Source organism: Metabacillus sp. 22489, assembly GCF_052044855.1.
GTDB lineage: Bacteria > Bacillota > Bacilli > Bacillales > Bacillaceae > Metabacillus > Metabacillus niabensis.
Genome location: NZ_JBQENT010000006.1, coordinates 52,865 through 69,835, shown reverse-complemented (window position 1 = coordinate 69,835; position 16,971 = coordinate 52,865). Strand labels below are relative to the sequence as shown.

16 protein-coding genes are annotated in these 16,971 nt (G+C 35.0%); 9 read left to right on the top strand and 7 right to left on the bottom strand.

Going from position 1 to position 16,971, the window contains the following annotated elements:
* Nucleotides 1–122: 122 nt before the first annotated feature.
* The 3 genes from ACTJJ9_RS05375 to ACTJJ9_RS05365 form a co-directional block, all read right to left on the bottom strand.
* Nucleotides 123–353 carry a spore germination protein GerPB gene (locus tag ACTJJ9_RS05375; RefSeq protein ID WP_095300843.1) on the bottom strand — a complete coding sequence of 77 codons (231 nt, stop codon included), beginning with the start codon at nucleotides 351–353 and terminating at the stop codon, nucleotides 123–125.
* A 13-nt stretch (nucleotides 354–366) separates the two neighbouring features.
* Nucleotides 367–588, bottom strand: coding sequence for a spore germination protein (locus ACTJJ9_RS05370; RefSeq protein WP_095300842.1), 222 nt, complete (start codon nucleotides 586–588; stop codon nucleotides 367–369).
* Nucleotides 589–763: 175 nt separating this feature from the next.
* Complete coding sequence (locus ACTJJ9_RS05365) at nucleotides 764–949, bottom strand: aspartyl-phosphate phosphatase Spo0E family protein (RefSeq protein WP_095300841.1); 186 nt, start codon at nucleotides 947–949, stop codon at nucleotides 764–766.
* Nucleotides 950–1,176: 227 nt separating this feature from the next.
* On the opposite strand from ACTJJ9_RS05365, the gene ACTJJ9_RS05360 reads away from it, so the two are divergent.
* The 3 genes from ACTJJ9_RS05360 (at nucleotide 1,177) to ACTJJ9_RS05350 (ending at nucleotide 3,484) form a co-directional block, all read left to right on the top strand.
* Complete coding sequence (locus tag ACTJJ9_RS05360) at nucleotides 1,177–1,887, top strand: TatD family hydrolase (RefSeq protein WP_440768489.1); 711 nt, start codon at nucleotides 1,177–1,179, stop codon at nucleotides 1,885–1,887.
* A 37-nt stretch (nucleotides 1,888–1,924) separates the two neighbouring features.
* Nucleotides 1,925–2,824 carry a fumarylacetoacetate hydrolase family protein gene (locus tag ACTJJ9_RS05355; RefSeq protein ID WP_095300839.1) on the top strand — a complete coding sequence of 300 codons (900 nt, stop codon included), beginning with the start codon at nucleotides 1,925–1,927 and terminating at the stop codon, nucleotides 2,822–2,824.
* 303 nt (nucleotides 2,825–3,127) lie between these two features.
* Complete coding sequence (locus ACTJJ9_RS05350; RefSeq protein ID WP_145581435.1) at nucleotides 3,128–3,484, top strand: YisL family protein; 357 nt, start codon at nucleotides 3,128–3,130, stop codon at nucleotides 3,482–3,484.
* Nucleotides 3,485–3,628: 144 nt separating this feature from the next.
* Here ACTJJ9_RS05350 and ACTJJ9_RS05345 read toward each other — a convergent pair whose 3' ends face one another.
* The gene (locus ACTJJ9_RS05345) at nucleotides 3,629–4,189 is read right to left on the bottom strand and encodes a DUF2777 family protein (RefSeq protein ID WP_174880152.1); all 561 of its coding nucleotides are present in this window, start codon (nucleotides 4,187–4,189) and stop codon (nucleotides 3,629–3,631) included.
* Nucleotides 4,190–4,414: 225 nt separating this feature from the next.
* Between ACTJJ9_RS05345 and asnB the strand changes: the two genes are divergently transcribed.
* A complete protein-coding gene (asnB, locus tag ACTJJ9_RS05340; RefSeq protein ID WP_440768488.1) occupies nucleotides 4,415–6,265 on the top strand; it encodes an asparagine synthase (glutamine-hydrolyzing) in 1,851 nt (616 codons plus the stop codon).
* A gap of 104 nt (nucleotides 6,266–6,369) precedes the next feature.
* Here the strand turns inward: asnB and ACTJJ9_RS05335 are convergent, their stop codons facing one another.
* Nucleotides 6,370–7,728 carry an MATE family efflux transporter gene (locus ACTJJ9_RS05335; RefSeq protein WP_145581432.1) on the bottom strand — a complete coding sequence of 453 codons (1,359 nt, stop codon included), beginning with the start codon at nucleotides 7,726–7,728 and terminating at the stop codon, nucleotides 6,370–6,372.
* A gap of 274 nt (nucleotides 7,729–8,002) precedes the next feature.
* On the opposite strand from ACTJJ9_RS05335, the gene ACTJJ9_RS05330 reads away from it, so the two are divergent.
* Nucleotides 8,003–8,866, top strand: a complete 864-nt coding sequence (locus ACTJJ9_RS05330; protein WP_145581431.1) for a helix-turn-helix transcriptional regulator — start codon at nucleotides 8,003–8,005, stop codon at nucleotides 8,864–8,866.
* 81 nt (nucleotides 8,867–8,947) lie between these two features.
* On the opposite strand, the gene ACTJJ9_RS05325 is transcribed toward ACTJJ9_RS05330, so the two are convergent.
* Nucleotides 8,948–10,714 carry an alpha-glycosidase gene (locus tag ACTJJ9_RS05325; RefSeq protein ID WP_145581430.1) on the bottom strand — a complete coding sequence of 589 codons (1,767 nt, stop codon included), beginning with the start codon at nucleotides 10,712–10,714 and terminating at the stop codon, nucleotides 8,948–8,950.
* A 295-nt stretch (nucleotides 10,715–11,009) separates the two neighbouring features.
* Here ACTJJ9_RS05325 and ACTJJ9_RS05320 point away from each other — a divergent pair, with 295 nt between their 5' ends.
* The 4 genes from ACTJJ9_RS05320 to ACTJJ9_RS05305 all read left to right on the top strand — a co-directional run bounded on the left by ACTJJ9_RS05320 (nucleotide 11,010) and on the right by ACTJJ9_RS05305 (nucleotide 16,018).
* The gene (locus ACTJJ9_RS05320; RefSeq protein ID WP_145581429.1) at nucleotides 11,010–12,308 is read left to right on the top strand and encodes an extracellular solute-binding protein; all 1,299 of its coding nucleotides are present in this window, start codon (nucleotides 11,010–11,012) and stop codon (nucleotides 12,306–12,308) included.
* Between the two features lie 134 nt (nucleotides 12,309–12,442).
* Nucleotides 12,443–13,729 (top strand): carbohydrate ABC transporter permease, encoded by a 1,287-nt coding sequence (locus ACTJJ9_RS05315; protein WP_145581428.1) that lies wholly within the window; start codon nucleotides 12,443–12,445, stop codon nucleotides 13,727–13,729.
* Between the two features lies 1 nt (nucleotide 13,730).
* A complete protein-coding gene (locus ACTJJ9_RS05310; protein ID WP_145581427.1) occupies nucleotides 13,731–14,573 on the top strand; it encodes a sugar ABC transporter permease in 843 nt (280 codons plus the stop codon).
* A 74-nt stretch (nucleotides 14,574–14,647) separates the two neighbouring features.
* On the top strand, nucleotides 14,648–16,018 hold the full coding sequence (locus ACTJJ9_RS05305; RefSeq protein ID WP_145581426.1) for an alpha-amylase family glycosyl hydrolase: 1,371 nt from the start codon (nucleotides 14,648–14,650) through the stop codon (nucleotides 16,016–16,018).
* Nucleotides 16,019–16,069: 51 nt separating this feature from the next.
* Here ACTJJ9_RS05305 and ACTJJ9_RS05300 read toward each other — a convergent pair whose 3' ends face one another.
* Nucleotides 16,070–16,948: an SDR family oxidoreductase gene (locus ACTJJ9_RS05300; RefSeq protein WP_145581425.1), complete on the bottom strand. Its 879-nt coding sequence runs from the start codon at nucleotides 16,946–16,948 to the stop codon at nucleotides 16,070–16,072.
* Nucleotides 16,949–16,971: the final 23 nt, after the last annotated feature.

The window sequence follows — 16,971 nt, the reverse complement described above, 5'->3', positions numbered from 1 at the left end:
ACCAATCACCTCAGTCCTCACACACAATTGATACACTATTTATATGCATGTTGGAAACAATAGGTGATTGCCTAAGTCGAAAACCTGAAGGAGATCAATATTAGCCTTATGAATTAGGCTGATTATCGAACTGTAGGTGATGTTAAAGGAACTGTAATATCACTTGTTTCAAGCAACCCAACTGGTGTTTCCGTTTCTATTTCTGGGGCTGCCTCGGTAAACCCACCTGTATTGTAAAGATTTGACAACGGTTTTATAATCCCTGCACTTCCAATTTGTAAGACGGAAGAGTTGCTTACAGAATCTACTCGTAAATAATTAATACATATCGATTGATTAATATAAAAGTTCATGGTCAACACTCCTTTATAAATTTCCTGCAGATGGCTGGTCAACAACATCATTATCATACGTATTTGTTACAGAGTGTTGATTATAAATATTTAGACCGTCTCCTGTATTAAAAGAACCAGCTCCAGCAAAGGTTTTTACCTCACTATATGGAGAAATCGTAATAACATCTCCCACATGAACGATACTACTTGTACCTACACTATTTACCTTAAAGGCTCCTACAATCGCTGGCATTGTTAACTCCCTTTTAATCAAAATGGAAAAACACGCAAAAAAGAACGTGTTTTTTATACTAATATGATATAAAACAATATATGTGTGATTAATGTTGGAGGTACAATCAACACGTGGAATAAGGAAAGGAAAATGCGGGAAGATGATGTTGAATGTTAATAGTTATAGTTCAATTCTATTCTTTTTTATATGAAGTATTAACTTGATTTGAAGTTATTTTTGAGTTTCTTAACTTAATTTCATTAAGTAACAAAATATCGAGCTCTTGGCTGCAAGTAATCGTTTCGCTCGAGTTTATTCCATATTGTAAGGCTGTTTTCAATAAGGATTTTCTTTTTAATTCGATACTATTTGTAAACATTTTACGTCTCCATCTCTAAATAATTTATCTATCCTTTTATGAGGACAAGCTTATTATACATCCTTATTCTTAAAAAGTAATAGATTCGATAAAACATGCAAAAAAGATACAAATTTCTACATTTAGGTTATCGTTAACTACTTTTTTTGTGAAGAAAGGGGACTAGAGTAGGATGATTGACGCACATATCCACCTCGACCAATATGATCAAACCCGGTATAAAAGAAATGATAAATAAATGGAGTGAGAATGGGATAGCAGGTGTAGTTGCGGTTTCAACGAATTTAAAATCAAGTTATGATATATTGAAGTTAAAGCAGGAGTATCCAAATTTTATCCGAGCAGCAATTGGCCATCATCCAGAGGAACCGCCACCAAATACAAGAGATTTATATGAACTTATTGATTTAGTGCATCAAGAAAGAAAACAATTAGCTGGGATTGGCGAAATCGGCTTGCCTACTTACAAGAAAGAAGAACTATATACGAAATACAGTGAGGAGCAATTTATTGACGTACTTGAAACCTTTCTTCGTCTTGCTAAAAAAGAAAATTTACCTGTTTCTTTACATGCAGTACATGAAGAGGCTAAAAAGGCATTAATATCATTAAAAAAGTTAAAAGTTGAATTGGCTCATTTTCATTGGTTGAAAGCCTCGGCTAGTACTGTTAACGAAATCGTTTCGTCTGGGTATTTTGTTTCTGTAACTCCAGAGGTTTGCTATCGTGAAAGAGACCAGTTATTGGTAAAGCAAATACCACTCGAACAATTGCTAATTGAAACAGATGGTCCGTGGCAGCATGGTGGTCCTTTTTCGGAAAGACAAACTACACCATTATTATTAAAGGAAATAACGACTTGCTTAGCGAATATTCTACATATCAGGTACAATGAATTATTAGAAATAATCTGTCATAATACTAAACAGCTATGGTAAGTGTTTAATTGAATTACATTAAAATTGGAGGTTGTTTATGAAGTTTGTTACTGCAATGATCCATAAAGAATCATTTATAGGTTTAGTACATGGAGAGAGAATTATTGATTTAGCAAAGGCAGAGAAGGAGATATTTGAATTATCCTCTATTCCAAAGTCGCTATATGAGTGTATTAAACTAGGTGATAAATTTGTCCAACATGTAAAGCAAATTGTGGACAAAATCAATGAGGAAGGTTCTGAAGGATTTTTATATCGCATAGAGGATGTTACTATACTTCCACCTATCCCACGTCCAACGAAAAACATATTTTGTGTAGGGAAAAATTATCGTGAGCATGCAATTGAAATGGGTAGTGAAGAGGACATTCCTAAACATGTTATGCTATTTTCAAAAGCACCTACAACGGTGATTGGACATGAAGATGAAATTGATCCACATTTACATATTACGAATGAGCTGGACTATGAGGGAGAGCTTGCTATCGTTATTGGTCAAAAAGGGAAGCAAATAAACGAAGCGGAAGCTATGGATTATGTGTTTGGTTATACGATTATCAATGATCTTACAGCTAGAAATCTTCAAGCACAGCATAAGCAGTTTTTATTAGGGAAAAGCCTAGATACTTCATGTCCGATGGGGCCTTATTTAGTCCATAAATCTGCGGTCTCAAATCCATATGATTTAACATTAACAACTAAGATTAATGGAGAGGTAAGGCAAAACGGGAATACAAAGGATATGATTTTTTCAATTGAGCATGTTATCTCAACTATTTCTCAAGGAACGACTCTTGAACCTGGTGATATTATTGCTACAGGGACACCTGCTGGAGTAGGCAAAGGCTTTAATCCTCCGAGATTTCTAAAGCCTGGTGATATCGTAGAGGTTGAAATTGAAGGTATAGGGGTTTTAAGGAATCGTGTAAAGGAATAACAAGTATTTATGAAAGAAAAAAAGTAGCCGGATTTAATTTGGAAAATTTGTAGACAAGCACTTTATCATGTTTATTATAATGAGCAAATTTAAAAAGTAGACACAAACAGAAATCAATAGATTTTACTAGATGAGCAGTAGTTATTTACAAAAGGTTCACTAATTTTACACCTTTTTATGAGGAGAAGAGGTTAACTGTATAAGGTGAATCATGCTAAAATAGGCTTGTTTGGGAAAATAGTTTTTGTGATAGGTTTGTGGTAAATGAAACGTTCACGAAAACTTTACAAGGAGGAGAAAATTATGACACATGTACATATTACGTCATGGGTAATTGCTATTATCCTATTTTTTGTCGCTACTTCTTTATTGAAATCAAAAAAAGAGAAGCAAGCAAAAATTGTTTCAATGATCCTAAGAGTTTTTTACATTCTTGTTATCGGGACAGGAGTTCTCATCCTTTCCGGGTTTACAAGTATTGATGGGGAATATATCGGTAAAATCATTTTAGGAATCTTAACAATTGGTATGATGGAAATGGTGTTAGCTAAAGTAAAAAAAGGGAAACCTGCGATGCTATTTTGGATTTTGTTCTTTGTAATACTTATCTTAACCATTTCCCTAGGCTTACGCTTGCCTGAAGGATTTGACTTGTTTTAATTAATTGAGGGTATCTCATCATATGTTTATATGACGAGGTACCTTTTTTGCTTGAGAATTTTTCGCAATCACAAGCTTGAGAAAAATGTTGATCGGAGAAATTTGTGAACCTTCATGTTGTTTTAGTCATAGAGCATTGCTTTTTTAATACATTGATACAATTAGTCGTCTTTCGCCAAAGCTTGTTGTAAATTCAAATCTGTCAGAAGAATGAATCCCGCGTTCGAAATGATGCTGAATGGCGCAAATGGATTCTTCGTTGTCAAATTGAAAAAAAGAAACACCCTTTTTATTTGCTTTGTTTGAAAAAAAGAGCAACTGATTGTAGGAATAAATACAATCATAAGGTGAAAATGATAATGAATTAAGCTGCTTAATGATTTTGACAAAGGTCTCATCAGGTAGTTCCTTTAACATTTCATCAAGTGCAAACGGAAGTGTTTTTCGGATTCGTACAGAATCGCCGCAATTTAATGTAAATAGCTCCCCATCTGTTTTCACCTTTCCTAGACCTAACCAATTCGCACTTTTCCAGCCTTGAGGACTAAGGACTTCAAGTTGTTTATCACCAAGTTCCTCTAATAAAAAAAATTCATCATTCATATCATCGTATATAACATATTGATCCTCTGTTATATCAATTTTACCAATATAGTAGGACCGCTTTTGCTTTAATAATACATCAGAACGCTTATAAGAGCTCATTTCGTAACCTCCAACATTATGTATATCCAATTTGTGTTTTTTAACGGGAATTGATGGAGAAGAAGACAGTATCATCGTTTTAGACAAATCGAACAAATTTTATGCATTTTTTTTTAGGACAATTCAACATGTAAATAAAGTGGGCATACAATAAAATCTGGGCAAGGCAATCGGACGTGATATCTGTATCGATAGGTGAAAATTTTATCGGGAGTTGATGCAAGAATGTGTGGAATCACAGGTTGGGTTAACTATAAAGGGAATATCCAAAATGAAGAAGAAACAATAAGTAAAATGACGGAAACCTTAGCAAAGCGTGGGCCAGATGATACAAATATATGGGGAGAAAATCACGTGTTATTTGGTCATAAGCGGTTAGTTGTCGTTGACCCAGAATGTGGTAAGCAGCCAATGATCCGAACGAAGGAAGGGAATAGCTATACGATTTGCTACAACGGAGAACTTTATAATACGGAAGATATTCGAAAGGAGCTACTTGCAAGAGGTTATTCCTTTGTCGGACATTCAGATACAGAGGTATTGCTACAATCATATATTGAGTGGGGAGAAGAATGTGTTCACCACTTAAACGGTATTTTTGCCTTTGCAGTATGGGATTCCGCTAACGAAAAATTGTTCATTGCACGGGATCGAATGGGGGTTAAACCGTTATTTTTCAAAGAAGAAAATGGTTCGTTATTATTTGCATCTGAATTAAAAGCGATTTTAGCACATCCTTCCGTATCTGCAATTCTTGATTATACCGGTTTAGCAGAGATATTTGGAGTTGGGCCTTCAAGGACGCCAGGAGTAGGAGTATTTAAAGGAATTGATGAGCTAAGACCAGCACATGCCCTCGTATATTCCAAAAATGGGTTGAAAATTTGGAGATATTGGAATGTAAAGAGTCAAAAGCATGAAGATTCATTGGAGGAAACAGCTGAAAACGTAAGATTTTTATTTACAGATGCAGTTAAAAGACAGCTTGTATCAGATGTGCCTTTATGTACATTCCTATCGGGTGGCTTAGATTCCAGTGCGATAACTGCAATAGCTGCTAAACAATATCAACTAGAGGGAAAGGGCAATCTTCATTCATTTTCGATTGATTATGAGGATAATGAGAAATTTTTTAAAGCAAATGAGTTTCAACCAAATTCTGATGGTCCTTGGATTAAGAAAGTAAGTGAAGAATTTAACACAATTCATCACCAATGTGTCATTAGCCAGAATGAATTAGTCGATCACCTCATTGAAGCGACGTATGTAAGAGATTTACCTGGCATGGCTGATGTTGATTCATCATTACTTTGGTTTTGTCGAGAAATAAAAAAGGATTTTGTTGTAGGGTTATCTGGAGAATGTGCCGATGAAATTTTTGGGGGATATCCTTGGTTTCATCGACCAGATGATCTATCAAGTCCCGCATTTCCATGGATGCGCTCAACCGATGCGAGAGTGAATTTATTAAAGCCGGAATGGCAGGAAAAGTTAAAGCTAAATGAATATGTTCAAGCACGATATGAAGAAACCGTAAAAGAAACACCATTGTTAGAAGGTGAAACAGAAATTGAAGCAAAAAGACGCCAGCTCTTTTATTTAAATCTCCATTGGTTTATGACAAATTTACTGGACAGAAAAGATCGAATGAGTATGGGAGCAAGCTTAGAGGTTCGTGTACCATTTGCTGATCATCGACTTGTTGAATATGTATGGAATATTCCTTGGGAGATGAAAATGCATGGAGGAAGGGAAAAAGGGATATTACGAAAAGCACTAGAAGGAATTCTCCCAAATGAGGTACTCTATCGTAAAAAAAGCCCTTATCCAAAAACTCATAATCCAGAGTATACGCGATTAGTGAAAAACTGGTTACAAACACTTGTAGCGAATAAAGATTCGATATTACATGTTTTATTATCAAAACAAATGCTCCAAGATTTAATTGAATCAGAAGGAAATACATTTAAAGTTCCGTGGTTTGGCCAATTAATGTCAGGACCGCAATTACTTGCACATCTAGCACAAATTCATGTATGGTTTGAAAATTACCGTATTAATCTTGATGAAAGATAAACTGTTTGAATAAAAAATAAGGCTATCCCACAGAAAGCATCGTCATGGGATAGCCTTATCTAGTTCTAATCTTTTAACTGAAATAGAAGGTTGTTTAGTTATTTTTAAGTAGTAACTGCTTTCTGAGCAAAACGTTTCGTCATCCAAGCACGAGATTTCCAACGATAAAGCATTATGATTCCTCGGAACCACTCATCTGCAATAAAGGCAATCCAAACGCCGACGAGGCCCAAATCGAAGTGAATTCCTAATATATAGGCCACTGGAACAGCAATGCCCCACATTGATAAAATACCTACATAGGTCGGGAATTTTATATCTCCTGCAGCTCTTAGGGAACCGATAATGACCATATTAAAGGATCTTCCTGGTTCTAGAATAATTGTTAAGAGCACTAAAAGACCGCCGACTTCTAAAATACGTTCATTTGAAGTGAAAATTCCTAATAATGGCTTAGAGAATATACTAAAGATAACCGCCATTAAGATTGAAATTGTTATCCCAGAATATAGACTTTTTAAACAGCGTTTATAGGCGGATTCATAATCCTTTGCACCAATTAAATAACCTATTAAAATTTGTGTTCCTTGGCTTATGGCAATGCTAAATAACATCATAAACATCATTAAATTTTGCGTATAAACTCTAGTAGTAAGGGCTTCTGTACCTATCATCGTAATGAAGAAAGTAATCGCCATTTGTGATGTGTTATAGGATAATTGTTCACCAGCAGTTGGTACCCCAATACCTAATAGATTTTTAAGATGGTGCATTGGGATATGAATTAAATCTTTTAGCTTGATCGTAAAATATAACCGCTTTTTTAACATATAAAAAATGATAAATAAAGCAATAATACGAGAAACGACCGTTGAAATCGCAGCTCCTTGTACACCAAGTGCAGGTATTCCGAATGCCCCAAATATAAGAACAAAGTTACCGATTACATTTAATAGGTTCATACCAATTGTAAGAAACATCGTGTCCTTCGTATAACCATAGCTTTTTAAGATGGCACTAACAGTCATAATTAATGCTTGAACAAATGAAAAGCCACCAACGATTTGTAAATATGATTTAGCCTCTGGTAATAATTCTTCTGGTAAATTCATTAATCGAAGAATCTCATCACTAGCGATGACAATAGCAACGCTTAATATAAGACTAATTATAAGATTAGCAGAAATGGATACAATTGAAACCTCTTTAGCATCCTTAACATTATTCGCACCTAAATATTGCGTTATAAGAATCGTTGTTCCTGTTGCAATGAAACCAAACATAACGATTAATAAAAATAATATTTGATTTGACACACCGACTGCTGCCACAGAGTTATCCGAATATTGGCTAAGCATCAATGTATCAGCATTTCCCATTAGCATATGAAGCATTTGCTCGATAAAGATCGGCCATGTAAGAGCGAATAATGTCAAATTCCGATTTTTAAATTCTGATGACATTTTTATCAACACCTTTTGAAGTACGTTATTAAGTCTTAATTAGTTTACATACGTTCGTGTATAATAGAAAGAGAGGATTACGATAATTCTTGGAGAAATCCGACTATCAACATTTTTTGAGAAAGACATCATAAAATGTAAGCGTTTATCGATCTGTTAAGCTCCTAATTGAAAAATTAATGGACAATAAATCTCATAATTTATTATTTAAAGATAAAAATTTTGCTGATAATGATGCAGCGTACTAGATTAACTTTGAAAAGGGTGATTGGATATGTCATATATTGAAATGATGGTTCCTCCATTCCCAACCTTAATTATGGGGGGATATGCTGTTTTTGAAAAAGGCACAAGGCATTTTAGGAGAACTTTTACAGTATTTGATTTAATCTATGTAAAGCACGGTGAATTATTTATTACAGAGGATGACATTCCTTATACGGTTGGTGAGGGGCAATATATTATTTTAGTCCCAGGATTTGAACATTTTGGCCATAAGGGCTGCTGTGTCAAAACAGAATATTATTGGCTGCATTTTTCGATGCCTAATCATTATGACCTTGTTGAGGATGGGATTGATAATTGGGCAGATATTTTGTTATCAGAAGGTGATATGGAAACTCCTTCTGCTTACCGTTTTTGTTTGCCTTGCTTTGGAGAAATTGAGAATATGAAGTTTGTAGAAAATATTTTTGATAACTTAATGAGTATTAGTCATCAAACACCAGACTATCAATTACGGCAACAATTATACTTTCAAGAATTTCTCTTACATTTACAAAAAGAGGCATGTAAAATTCCTTCTGCAGCAGAGAGAGTTGTTGAAGAAACGGTTAAATTTATTAAGGATCATTATAAGGAAGAATTAAAGATGGAGCATCTATCAAACGCACTGCATTTTCATCCAGACTACATTACTCGTTGCATGCAAAAAATTATTGGAATGACGCCTAATAATTATTTAAATCAATACCGAATGAATGAAGCAAAAAAGCTGCTTGCTATGACCGATGAGAAGGTGGCGAATATTTCTCAAGAGGTTGGCATTATGGATGCGACGTATTTTTCAAAGCTCTTTAAGAGATTAGAAGGTTTAAGTCCCTATGAGTATCGAAGAATTATTTTAAGGAAAAAGTAAATTGTAAATACTTACAGTATAACAAAGGTTGCCCAATCAGTTAGGGGAAAAACAACCAACTGTTTGGGCAATAATGGTTCATTAAGCTTTACAAAGTAAAAATGTAAAGCTATATGGAGCAAGTTGTACAGAAATTTTGTTTGTATGTGCAGCAAATTCCTTTTCGTTACAGAGATCGATGATTGTTTTGTCTTTTAAATTCAAAGGAATTGGAATGTCTTGCATTGTATCATTATTGTTGAATACAACTAAAAGCTGCTCTTGTTCGTTTCTTTTTATATAAGAAACATGATTAGAAGTATTATTTGCATCAAATAAAATGAATTCCCCGTCATTTCCAAGGAGCGGGTATTGTTTGCGAAGCTGGATTAGTTTTTTTGTGAATTCTAGCATTTCTAAATCCTGCCTATCTTCATCCCAAACCATACATTTTCTGCAACCTGGGTCCTGTTCACCAGTCATCCCAATTTCATCACCATAGTAAATACACGGTGTACCGGGTGTGCTTAAAAGGAAGGCAAATAGAAGCTTTACCTTTTCTTTATTGAAATTGGCAATATTCATTATTCTTGGGGTATCGTGACTGCCTAGTAAATTAAATAATATATGATTAATGTTGCGCGGATACATGTGTAAATATTTTTGCAATGTTTCAATAAATTCAATAGCTCCTATTTCATTTTTGGCAAAAAAGCGAAGTGCATTATCTGTATAAGGATAATTCATAACAGAATCAAATTGATCTCCTCTAAGCCAAGGCATTGCATCATGCCATATTTCTCCGAGTATATAAATATCAGGCTTTATTTTTTTCATTTCCTTCCTGAATTCCCGCCAAAAATGATGGTCTACTTCGTTTGCAACATCTAGCCTCCAGCCATCGATGTTAAATTCCTTTATCCAGTAGCGACCAACATTTAATAAGTATTCCTTCACTTCTGGATTTTCTGTATTAAGTTTGGGCATGCTTGCCTCAAAAGCAAATGAATCATAATTTGGAATCGGTTTTGTTTGGATTGGAAAATCATGAATATGAAACCAATTTTTATAAATCGATTTTTCGCCGTTCTTTAATACATCCTGGAATGGAGCGAAATAGTAACCGCTATGGTTAAAGACTGCGTCTAGCATGACTTTAATACCCTGCTTATGGCATTCCTCGACTAATTGCTTAAATGTTTCCTTCGTTCCAAATTGCGGATCTATTTCCATGTAGTCTATCGTGTCATATTTGTGATTAGAAAAAGCTTTAAAGATTGGAGTGAAGTATATCCCAGTAATGCCTAGGTTGACAAGATAGTCAATATGGTCGATAACGCCTTTAAAGTCACCGCCATAGTAAATCGTTGGGGTAGGCTCCTGTTGTTCCCATTCGACTGTTCCTTTGGGATTTAACGTTGGGTCACCATTTGCAAATCTTTCTGGAAAAATTTGATACCAAATTGTATTTTCCACCCATTTTGGTGGCTTGTAAACATCGATTGAATTGATAAAAGGAAAACAAAAATAATATGCTGTATCATCTAAAGGTGGTTGTTCGAAAAAGCCCTTTTCAGTATATACACAGCTTTTCGATTCATTAGATAGTAAAAAACCGTAACGGAGGCGTTTAAATGGTGGATGAATGGCGATAAACCAATAATCAAAAAATTGGTCAGAATAAGCTATATTCATTTTATTTGTTACTGCATTCCATGTTGAATGATTCCAATCATACGGATCTCCATAAATAATTTCGACAGTTTCAATATCTTGCTTTTTCGTTCGTAATTGGATATGTATTGTGTTCTCATCATATGAATAAGCATATTGATCCTGTGGTCTATGATAAATCGCTTCTAAAAACATAATCTTCACTCCTTGAATTGTCGAAATATGTGCAATCGCTTGCTTTATAAGGCAGTAAATGAATATATGTTGATCCTATTGAATATATATCTTGATGTCAATCATTTTAATCTAAAAAAACACTTGAATTGTCATTGTTATGTATTTACAATAGGGAATATAGAAAGTGAAATCGCTTTCAGTGAATTATATTTGAAGATTGATAGATGCTATTAAACTATCTTTTCAAATATATGAGAGTAGCTTTCTTTGAAAAATAATGCAAACGATTGCATAAACCAATAGGAGGGTCAAAATGAAAAAGGTTTTATCTTTATTTATGATGGGATTACTTTTATTAGGTGTATTAGCAGCGTGTGGACCAGATTCATCAACACAATCTGGAGGAACTGATTCAAACAATAATAATGAAAAAGAAACAACATCTGAAGGAACAATGCCAGAAAAGCCGGAAAAGCTTGTTGTCTGGGAGGATACAGACAGAGGAGTTGCATTAGAGCCTGCAATTGAATCGTTTGAAAAAGAATATGGGATTGAAATTGAGTATAAAGAGCTTGGTATGGCAGATGAAATACGTGACCAGCTTCGCTTAGATGGTCCAGCGGGGACAGGGCCAGATATTGTAACATTGCCACATGATCAAATTGGTCAGGTTGTAACAGAAGGACTTATTACAAATATTAATGTTGATCAAAAAGTAGTGGATACTTTTACAGAAACCTCTATTGCAGCTCAAATGTATGATGGGGTGTTATATGGATTACCAAAGGCAACGGAAACACCAATCTTCCTATACAATAAGGCACATTTAAGTGAAGCGCCAAAGACGATGGAAGAAATGTATACATTTGCAAAGGATTTTACAAAGGATGGTAACTTTGGTTTCTTATTCTTAGGTGATAACTATTACTTTGCTCATGGGCTAATTGGCGGATTCGGCGGTTATGTGTTTAAAGATAATAGTGGTGCCCTAGATCCGAAAGATGTTGGCTTAAATAATGAAGGGGCCGTTACTGGAGCTGAAGAAATTCAAAAATGGTATACAGAAGGACTATTCCCGAAAGGAATTATTGGTGAAAACGGCGGTTCTACAATGGACGGATTATTTAATGAAGGAAAAGTAGCTGCTGTGATGAATGGACCTTGGGCTGTACAAGGAATGAAAGATGCTGGAATCGATGTAGGTGCTTCTGCACTCCCTACCTTATCAAATGGTGAACATGTTAAAACATTTATGGGTGTAAAAGGCTGGCATGTATCGGCATTTTCGAAAAACGTAGAATGGGCAACAAAATTTATTGAACATATTACAAATGCGGAAAATGCAAAAAAACGCTTTGAATTAACAAATGAGGTTCCACCAGTTAAGGAATTAATCGAGGATCCTATTATTAAAGATAATGAGGTAGCTGCAGCAGTAGCTGAGCAATCTCAATATGCAGTACCAACACCAAATATTCCTGAAATGGCTGAAGTTTGGGAGCCAATGGCTGATAGCCTCCAAACAATTGTGACAGGGAAAGCTGAGCCGAAAGCTGCTTTAGATAGTGCAGTAAAAACCATTAAGCAAAATATTGAAACAAACCATCAATAAGCCTTACTTTGAGACATAAATAAAAGGATAACGAAATTTGGAGAGGGTTGATGCTACTAGTCATCCTCTTCATCCTTTTATGTCATTTGCTTTATGAAGATTTCTATATTCATTTGTGAAAGGGGATTTTAAAAATGGTGGAAGGCATAAAAGCTAGCTCTAAACATCGCAAAACAGCCTTGCTGTTATCGATTATCCCTGGATTAGGACAATTGTATAATCGGCAAAGAATGAAAGGAATCCTATTTCTCATCTTAGCTACTTCCTTTTTATATGTGTTTTGGGATTTGCTCGATATAGGAATATGGGGCTTATTGACGCTTGGTACTGAAACTCCAAGAGATCACTCTATATTTCTGCTAGTCTATGGAATTATCGCGTTAATTGTTTTAGCATTTGGAATTGGATTTTACCTATTTAATTTAAGGGATGCATACAAAAATGGTAAAAAGCGTGACCTTAATCAACCGATCAGCACTGTAAAGGAGCAATATAAAAACTTAATTGATAATGGCTTCCCTTATTTAATGATTTCCCCAGGATTTTTACTTTTAACATTTGTCGTTATATTGCCAATCATCTTTGTTTTTTTATTAGCGTTTACAAATTATGATTTGTATCATTCTCCACCAGCAAAACTAGTAGATTGGGTATGGTTTCAAAATTTTGCAGATATCGTGAATATTGATATTTGGAGAAATACATTTTTCTCAGTGTTAGCTTGGACAATTGTTTGGACATTTGGAGCTACAACACTTCAAGTTGCATTAGGGATCTTTTTAGCAGTCTTAGTGAATCAAAAGGATTTAAAAGGAAAGGCGATTATTCGAACAGTATTTATTTTACCTTGGGCAGTCCCAGCATTTGTGTCTATTTTAGTTTTTGCGGGAATGTTTAATGAATCATTTGGCACGATTAATACGGATATTTTAGCCTTCTTTGGGATTGATAATATCCCATGGATGACTGAACCGATGTGGACAAGAATCGCCCTTATCATTATTCAAAGCTGGCTAGGTTTTCCGTTCATATTTGCGATGACTACAGGTGTATTGCAATCGATTCCAGATGAATTATATGAGGCTGCAACTGTAGATGGTGCAACTGTCATCCAAAAATTTAAGAAGATCACGCTACCGCTCGTCTTGTTTGCGACAGCTCCAATTATGATTACACAATATACATTTAACTTTAATAACTTTAATGTCATCTTCTTATTTAACGGTGGAGGTCCTGCTATTCCAGAACAAAATGCTGGAGGAACCGATATTTTAATATCGTGGATTTATAATTTAACAATGACATCAGCCCAATATTCAAAAGCAGCTGCTATCACTATGTTGCTTTCCGTACTCGTCATTTCGGTAGCGATTTGGCAGTTTAGAAGAACAAAATCATTCCAAGAAGAGGATATGATGTGATATGAATATAAAAACTTGTAAGTACATTCGACTAACATTATCGTATTTTGTTGTAGCCATTATGTTTATGGTCATTCTTTACCCTATCATTTGGATCATCGGTTCGTCCTTTAATCCTGGCGATAGTTTATCAGGATCTTCAATTATTCCAAAAAACGCAACATTAGCCCATTATAAAGAATTATTTAATATGGAAAATAGCGATTATCTCTATTGGTATTGGAACTCGTTGAAAGTTAGTGTTTTAACAATGCTTATCACAGTCATTTTAGTTAGCTTAACAGCATATTCGTTTTCTAGATATCGCTTTATCGGTAGAAAAAATGGCTTAATGACCTTCTTAATTTTACAAATGGTCCCGAATTTTGCTGCTTTGATCGCAATATTTGTTCTTGCCTTATTAACGGGATTATTAGATAGTCATCTTGGACTAATACTTGTTTATGTCGGTGGACAAATTCCGATGAATACCTATTTAATGAAAGGGTATTTAGATACGATTCCTAAGGAGTTAGATGAATCAGCGCGAATGGATGGGGCAGGACATTTGCGTGTATTTTTCCAGATCGTTATGCCATTAGCTAAACCGATTGTTGCTGTTGTTGCACTTTTTGCATTTATAGCACCTTTTGCAGATTTCATCATTGCTAATATTCTTTTACGGTCAGAAAAGAAATTTACACTTGCAGTTGGATTATATAAATTAATTTCTGATCAATTTGGTGCGAAATTCACTGAGTTTGCTGCAGGATCGGTATTAATTGCGATTCCAATTGCAATTTTATTCCTATGCTTCCAAAAGTATTTTGTTTCTGGATTGACGGCAGGTGGTACAAAAGGATAATCTTATAGGCGTAAAGAAAAATTCAAGCACTCGATGCTATCTATAGAAGTGCGAAATGAGTAGGAGGAGCGGTGATGTATAAACAAAGGATCTTGTTTTTACTTATCCCGTTTCTTCTTTTTTACGCCTTACCTGTAAGCGCTGTTAAAAAAGAAGAAAATAAATGGCATGAAGAATTGGTTTACTATCTTGAGATTGACCGTTTTAACAATGGAGATGTAACAAATGATGGTTCTGATTTCAATTTGAATGACCCACTTGGATACCATGGCGGTGATTTAAAGGGGATAACAAATAAGCTTGATTATCTTCAAGAAATGGGATTTTCAACGATTATTTTATCTCCTGTGTTCAATGCAAAAGATCTAACAGGTGAACAGGTTGAGAATTTCAAAGAAGTAGATGAGCATTTTGGTAGCTTGAAGGATATGCAGCAATTAACAAAAGAAGCACATGAGCGAGAAATGAAGGTGCTAATGAGTTTTAATGCATATCATGTTCAAAATTTAAAGGATGATCTTATCGATGTAGTAAGTTGGTGGGTTTCTGAAAGTGAAATAGATGGTTACTATATTGACAAAGTTGATACACTTGAACCAGATTTTTGGAAATTGTTTATTCAAACTGTGAAAAAGGAAAACGAGAACTTATATCTAGTCGGGTCAATTTTACATAATGATCATTTATCTACATATAAAGAGTTGGGCTTTGATTCAATCTTAAATGAGCTTTTTTTTAAAACATCGTCTGAAACGTTTACTGATGTAGATTTACCGTTTACTTCAATATCAGAGGTTGTTCAAAACTCGTCAACTGCATTTAGTAATTATCTAGATATGACAAATACAGCACGGTTTACTTTGAAAGCAACTGAAAATGCACAGCATCCAGGAGTAAGACTAAAAATGGCGTTATCTTATATGTACTCAACACCTGGTACACCTATTGTATATTATGGTACTGAAATTGCTTTGAACGGTGGAAAACCTCCTGAAAATAAACCATTGATGAATTTTCAATCTGACGAGGAATTAATCGACTATATCGCAAAGTTAGCAAAGGCTAGAAAAAGCTTACCTTCATTAACAAAGGGTGATTACACAGTTTTATATGAAAAAGCAGGGATGATTATTTTTAAGCGAACGTACAAAGGGGAATCTGTTATAGTTGCGATGAATAATACGTCACAATCCCAAAATGTCTCGATACCTGCAGAAGAGATCGGTAATGAAAAGGAGTTACGCGGACTAATTATAGGAGATATTTTCCATGAAGAAAATCGCCATTATCCATTTATTCTAGATCGTGAAACAGCAGAAATTTATGAAATAAAGGAGAAAACTGGCTTAAATCTCCCATTTATCAGTGTTTTTCTTATTGTTCCACTTTTGTTTGTTGCATTTTTAATAGTTGCATATAAAAGAGGGAAAAGGAATGAAGAATAAAGAAGAAGAACTAGACCAACTCGACAAAGTGATTTGGTCTAGTTTTATATTTTAACCGTTAATTACCTTTCCGCCATTTACATGGAGGATTTGACCAGACATGTAAGAGGAGTCCTCACTAGCTAAGTATACGTAAGCTGGTGCTAGCTCTTCAGGTTGACCTGGTCGTTTCATCGGAGTGTCGGATCCAAATGTAGAAACTTGATCAGCCGTAAAGGTAGACGGAATTAATGGTGTCCATATTGGACCAGGTGCTACCCCGTTAACACGGATTCCTTTATCAGCTAATGATAATGCTAACGAGCGTGTAAAGGTTGTAATGGCTCCCTTAGTTGCAGAATAATCAAGAAGTTGTTTATTTCCTGCATATGCTGTTATTGAAGAAGTATTTATTATGGTACTGCCGTTTTTTAAATGTGGAAGGGCAGCCTTCGTTAAATAAAAGAAGGAAAAAATATTGGTGCGAAATGTTCGTTCGAGCTGCTCGCTTGTAATATCTTCAATCCCCTTCTGAGGGTGTTGCTCTGCGGCGTTATTCACGACAATATCGATTTGACCGAACTCACCAATCGTTTTATCAACAATTTGCTTACAGATTTCTTCATCTCCAATATCACCTGGAATTAATAAACATTTTTGCCCTTGCTCTTCGACATATTGTTTTGTTTTTTCAGCATCTTCATGTTCATTTAAATATGAAATAACTACATTTGCCCCTTCAATTGCATAATGAACAGCAACAGCCCGTCCGATTCCACTGTCACCACCGGTAATAATCGCTACCTTATCTGTTAATTTCCCACTTCCTTTATAAGACGTAGAATGAAATTTAGGAGCGGGGTTCATTAAATGCTCAAGACCTGGTTGACGATCTTGTTGTTGTGGTGGTAATGTTTGCTTTTGTTGATTTTGATTGTTTGACAATGACATAACCTCCTGTAAAACGTACTATA

Excerpts from the sequence above, each read along its gene's own strand:
- ACTJJ9_RS05320 (WP_145581429.1), top strand. The coding sequence starts at position 11,010 with ATGAAAAAGGTTTTATCTTTATTTATGATGGGATTACTTTTATTAGGT.
- asnB (WP_440768488.1), top strand. The coding sequence starts at position 4,415 with ATGTGTGGAATCACAGGTTGGGTTAACTATAAAGGGAATATCCAAAAT.
- ACTJJ9_RS05310 (WP_145581427.1), top strand. The coding sequence starts at position 13,731 with ATGAATATAAAAACTTGTAAGTACATTCGACTAACATTATCGTATTTT.
- ACTJJ9_RS05305 (WP_145581426.1), top strand. The coding sequence starts at position 14,648 with ATGTATAAACAAAGGATCTTGTTTTTACTTATCCCGTTTCTTCTTTTT.
- ACTJJ9_RS05370 (WP_095300842.1), bottom strand. The coding sequence starts at position 588 with ATGCCAGCGATTGTAGGAGCCTTTAAGGTAAATAGTGTAGGTACAAGT.
- ACTJJ9_RS05325 (WP_145581430.1), bottom strand. The coding sequence starts at position 10,714 with ATGTTTTTAGAAGCGATTTATCATAGACCACAGGATCAATATGCTTAT.
- ACTJJ9_RS05360 (WP_440768489.1), top strand. The coding sequence starts at position 1,177 with ATGATAAATAAATGGAGTGAGAATGGGATAGCAGGTGTAGTTGCGGTT.
- ACTJJ9_RS05355 (WP_095300839.1), top strand. The coding sequence starts at position 1,925 with ATGAAGTTTGTTACTGCAATGATCCATAAAGAATCATTTATAGGTTTA.
- ACTJJ9_RS05335 (WP_145581432.1), bottom strand. The coding sequence starts at position 7,728 with ATGTCATCAGAATTTAAAAATCGGAATTTGACATTATTCGCTCTTACA.
- ACTJJ9_RS05365 (WP_095300841.1), bottom strand. The coding sequence starts at position 949 with ATGTTTACAAATAGTATCGAATTAAAAAGAAAATCCTTATTGAAAACA.
- ACTJJ9_RS05315 (WP_145581428.1), top strand. The coding sequence starts at position 12,443 with ATGGTGGAAGGCATAAAAGCTAGCTCTAAACATCGCAAAACAGCCTTG.
- ACTJJ9_RS05350 (WP_145581435.1), top strand. The coding sequence starts at position 3,128 with ATGACACATGTACATATTACGTCATGGGTAATTGCTATTATCCTATTT.
- ACTJJ9_RS05330 (WP_145581431.1), top strand. The coding sequence starts at position 8,003 with ATGTCATATATTGAAATGATGGTTCCTCCATTCCCAACCTTAATTATG.
- ACTJJ9_RS05375 (WP_095300843.1), bottom strand. The coding sequence starts at position 353 with ATGAACTTTTATATTAATCAATCGATATGTATTAATTATTTACGAGTA.
- ACTJJ9_RS05345 (WP_174880152.1), bottom strand. The coding sequence starts at position 4,189 with ATGAGCTCTTATAAGCGTTCTGATGTATTATTAAAGCAAAAGCGGTCC.
- ACTJJ9_RS05300 (WP_145581425.1), bottom strand. The coding sequence starts at position 16,948 with ATGTCATTGTCAAACAATCAAAATCAACAAAAGCAAACATTACCACCA.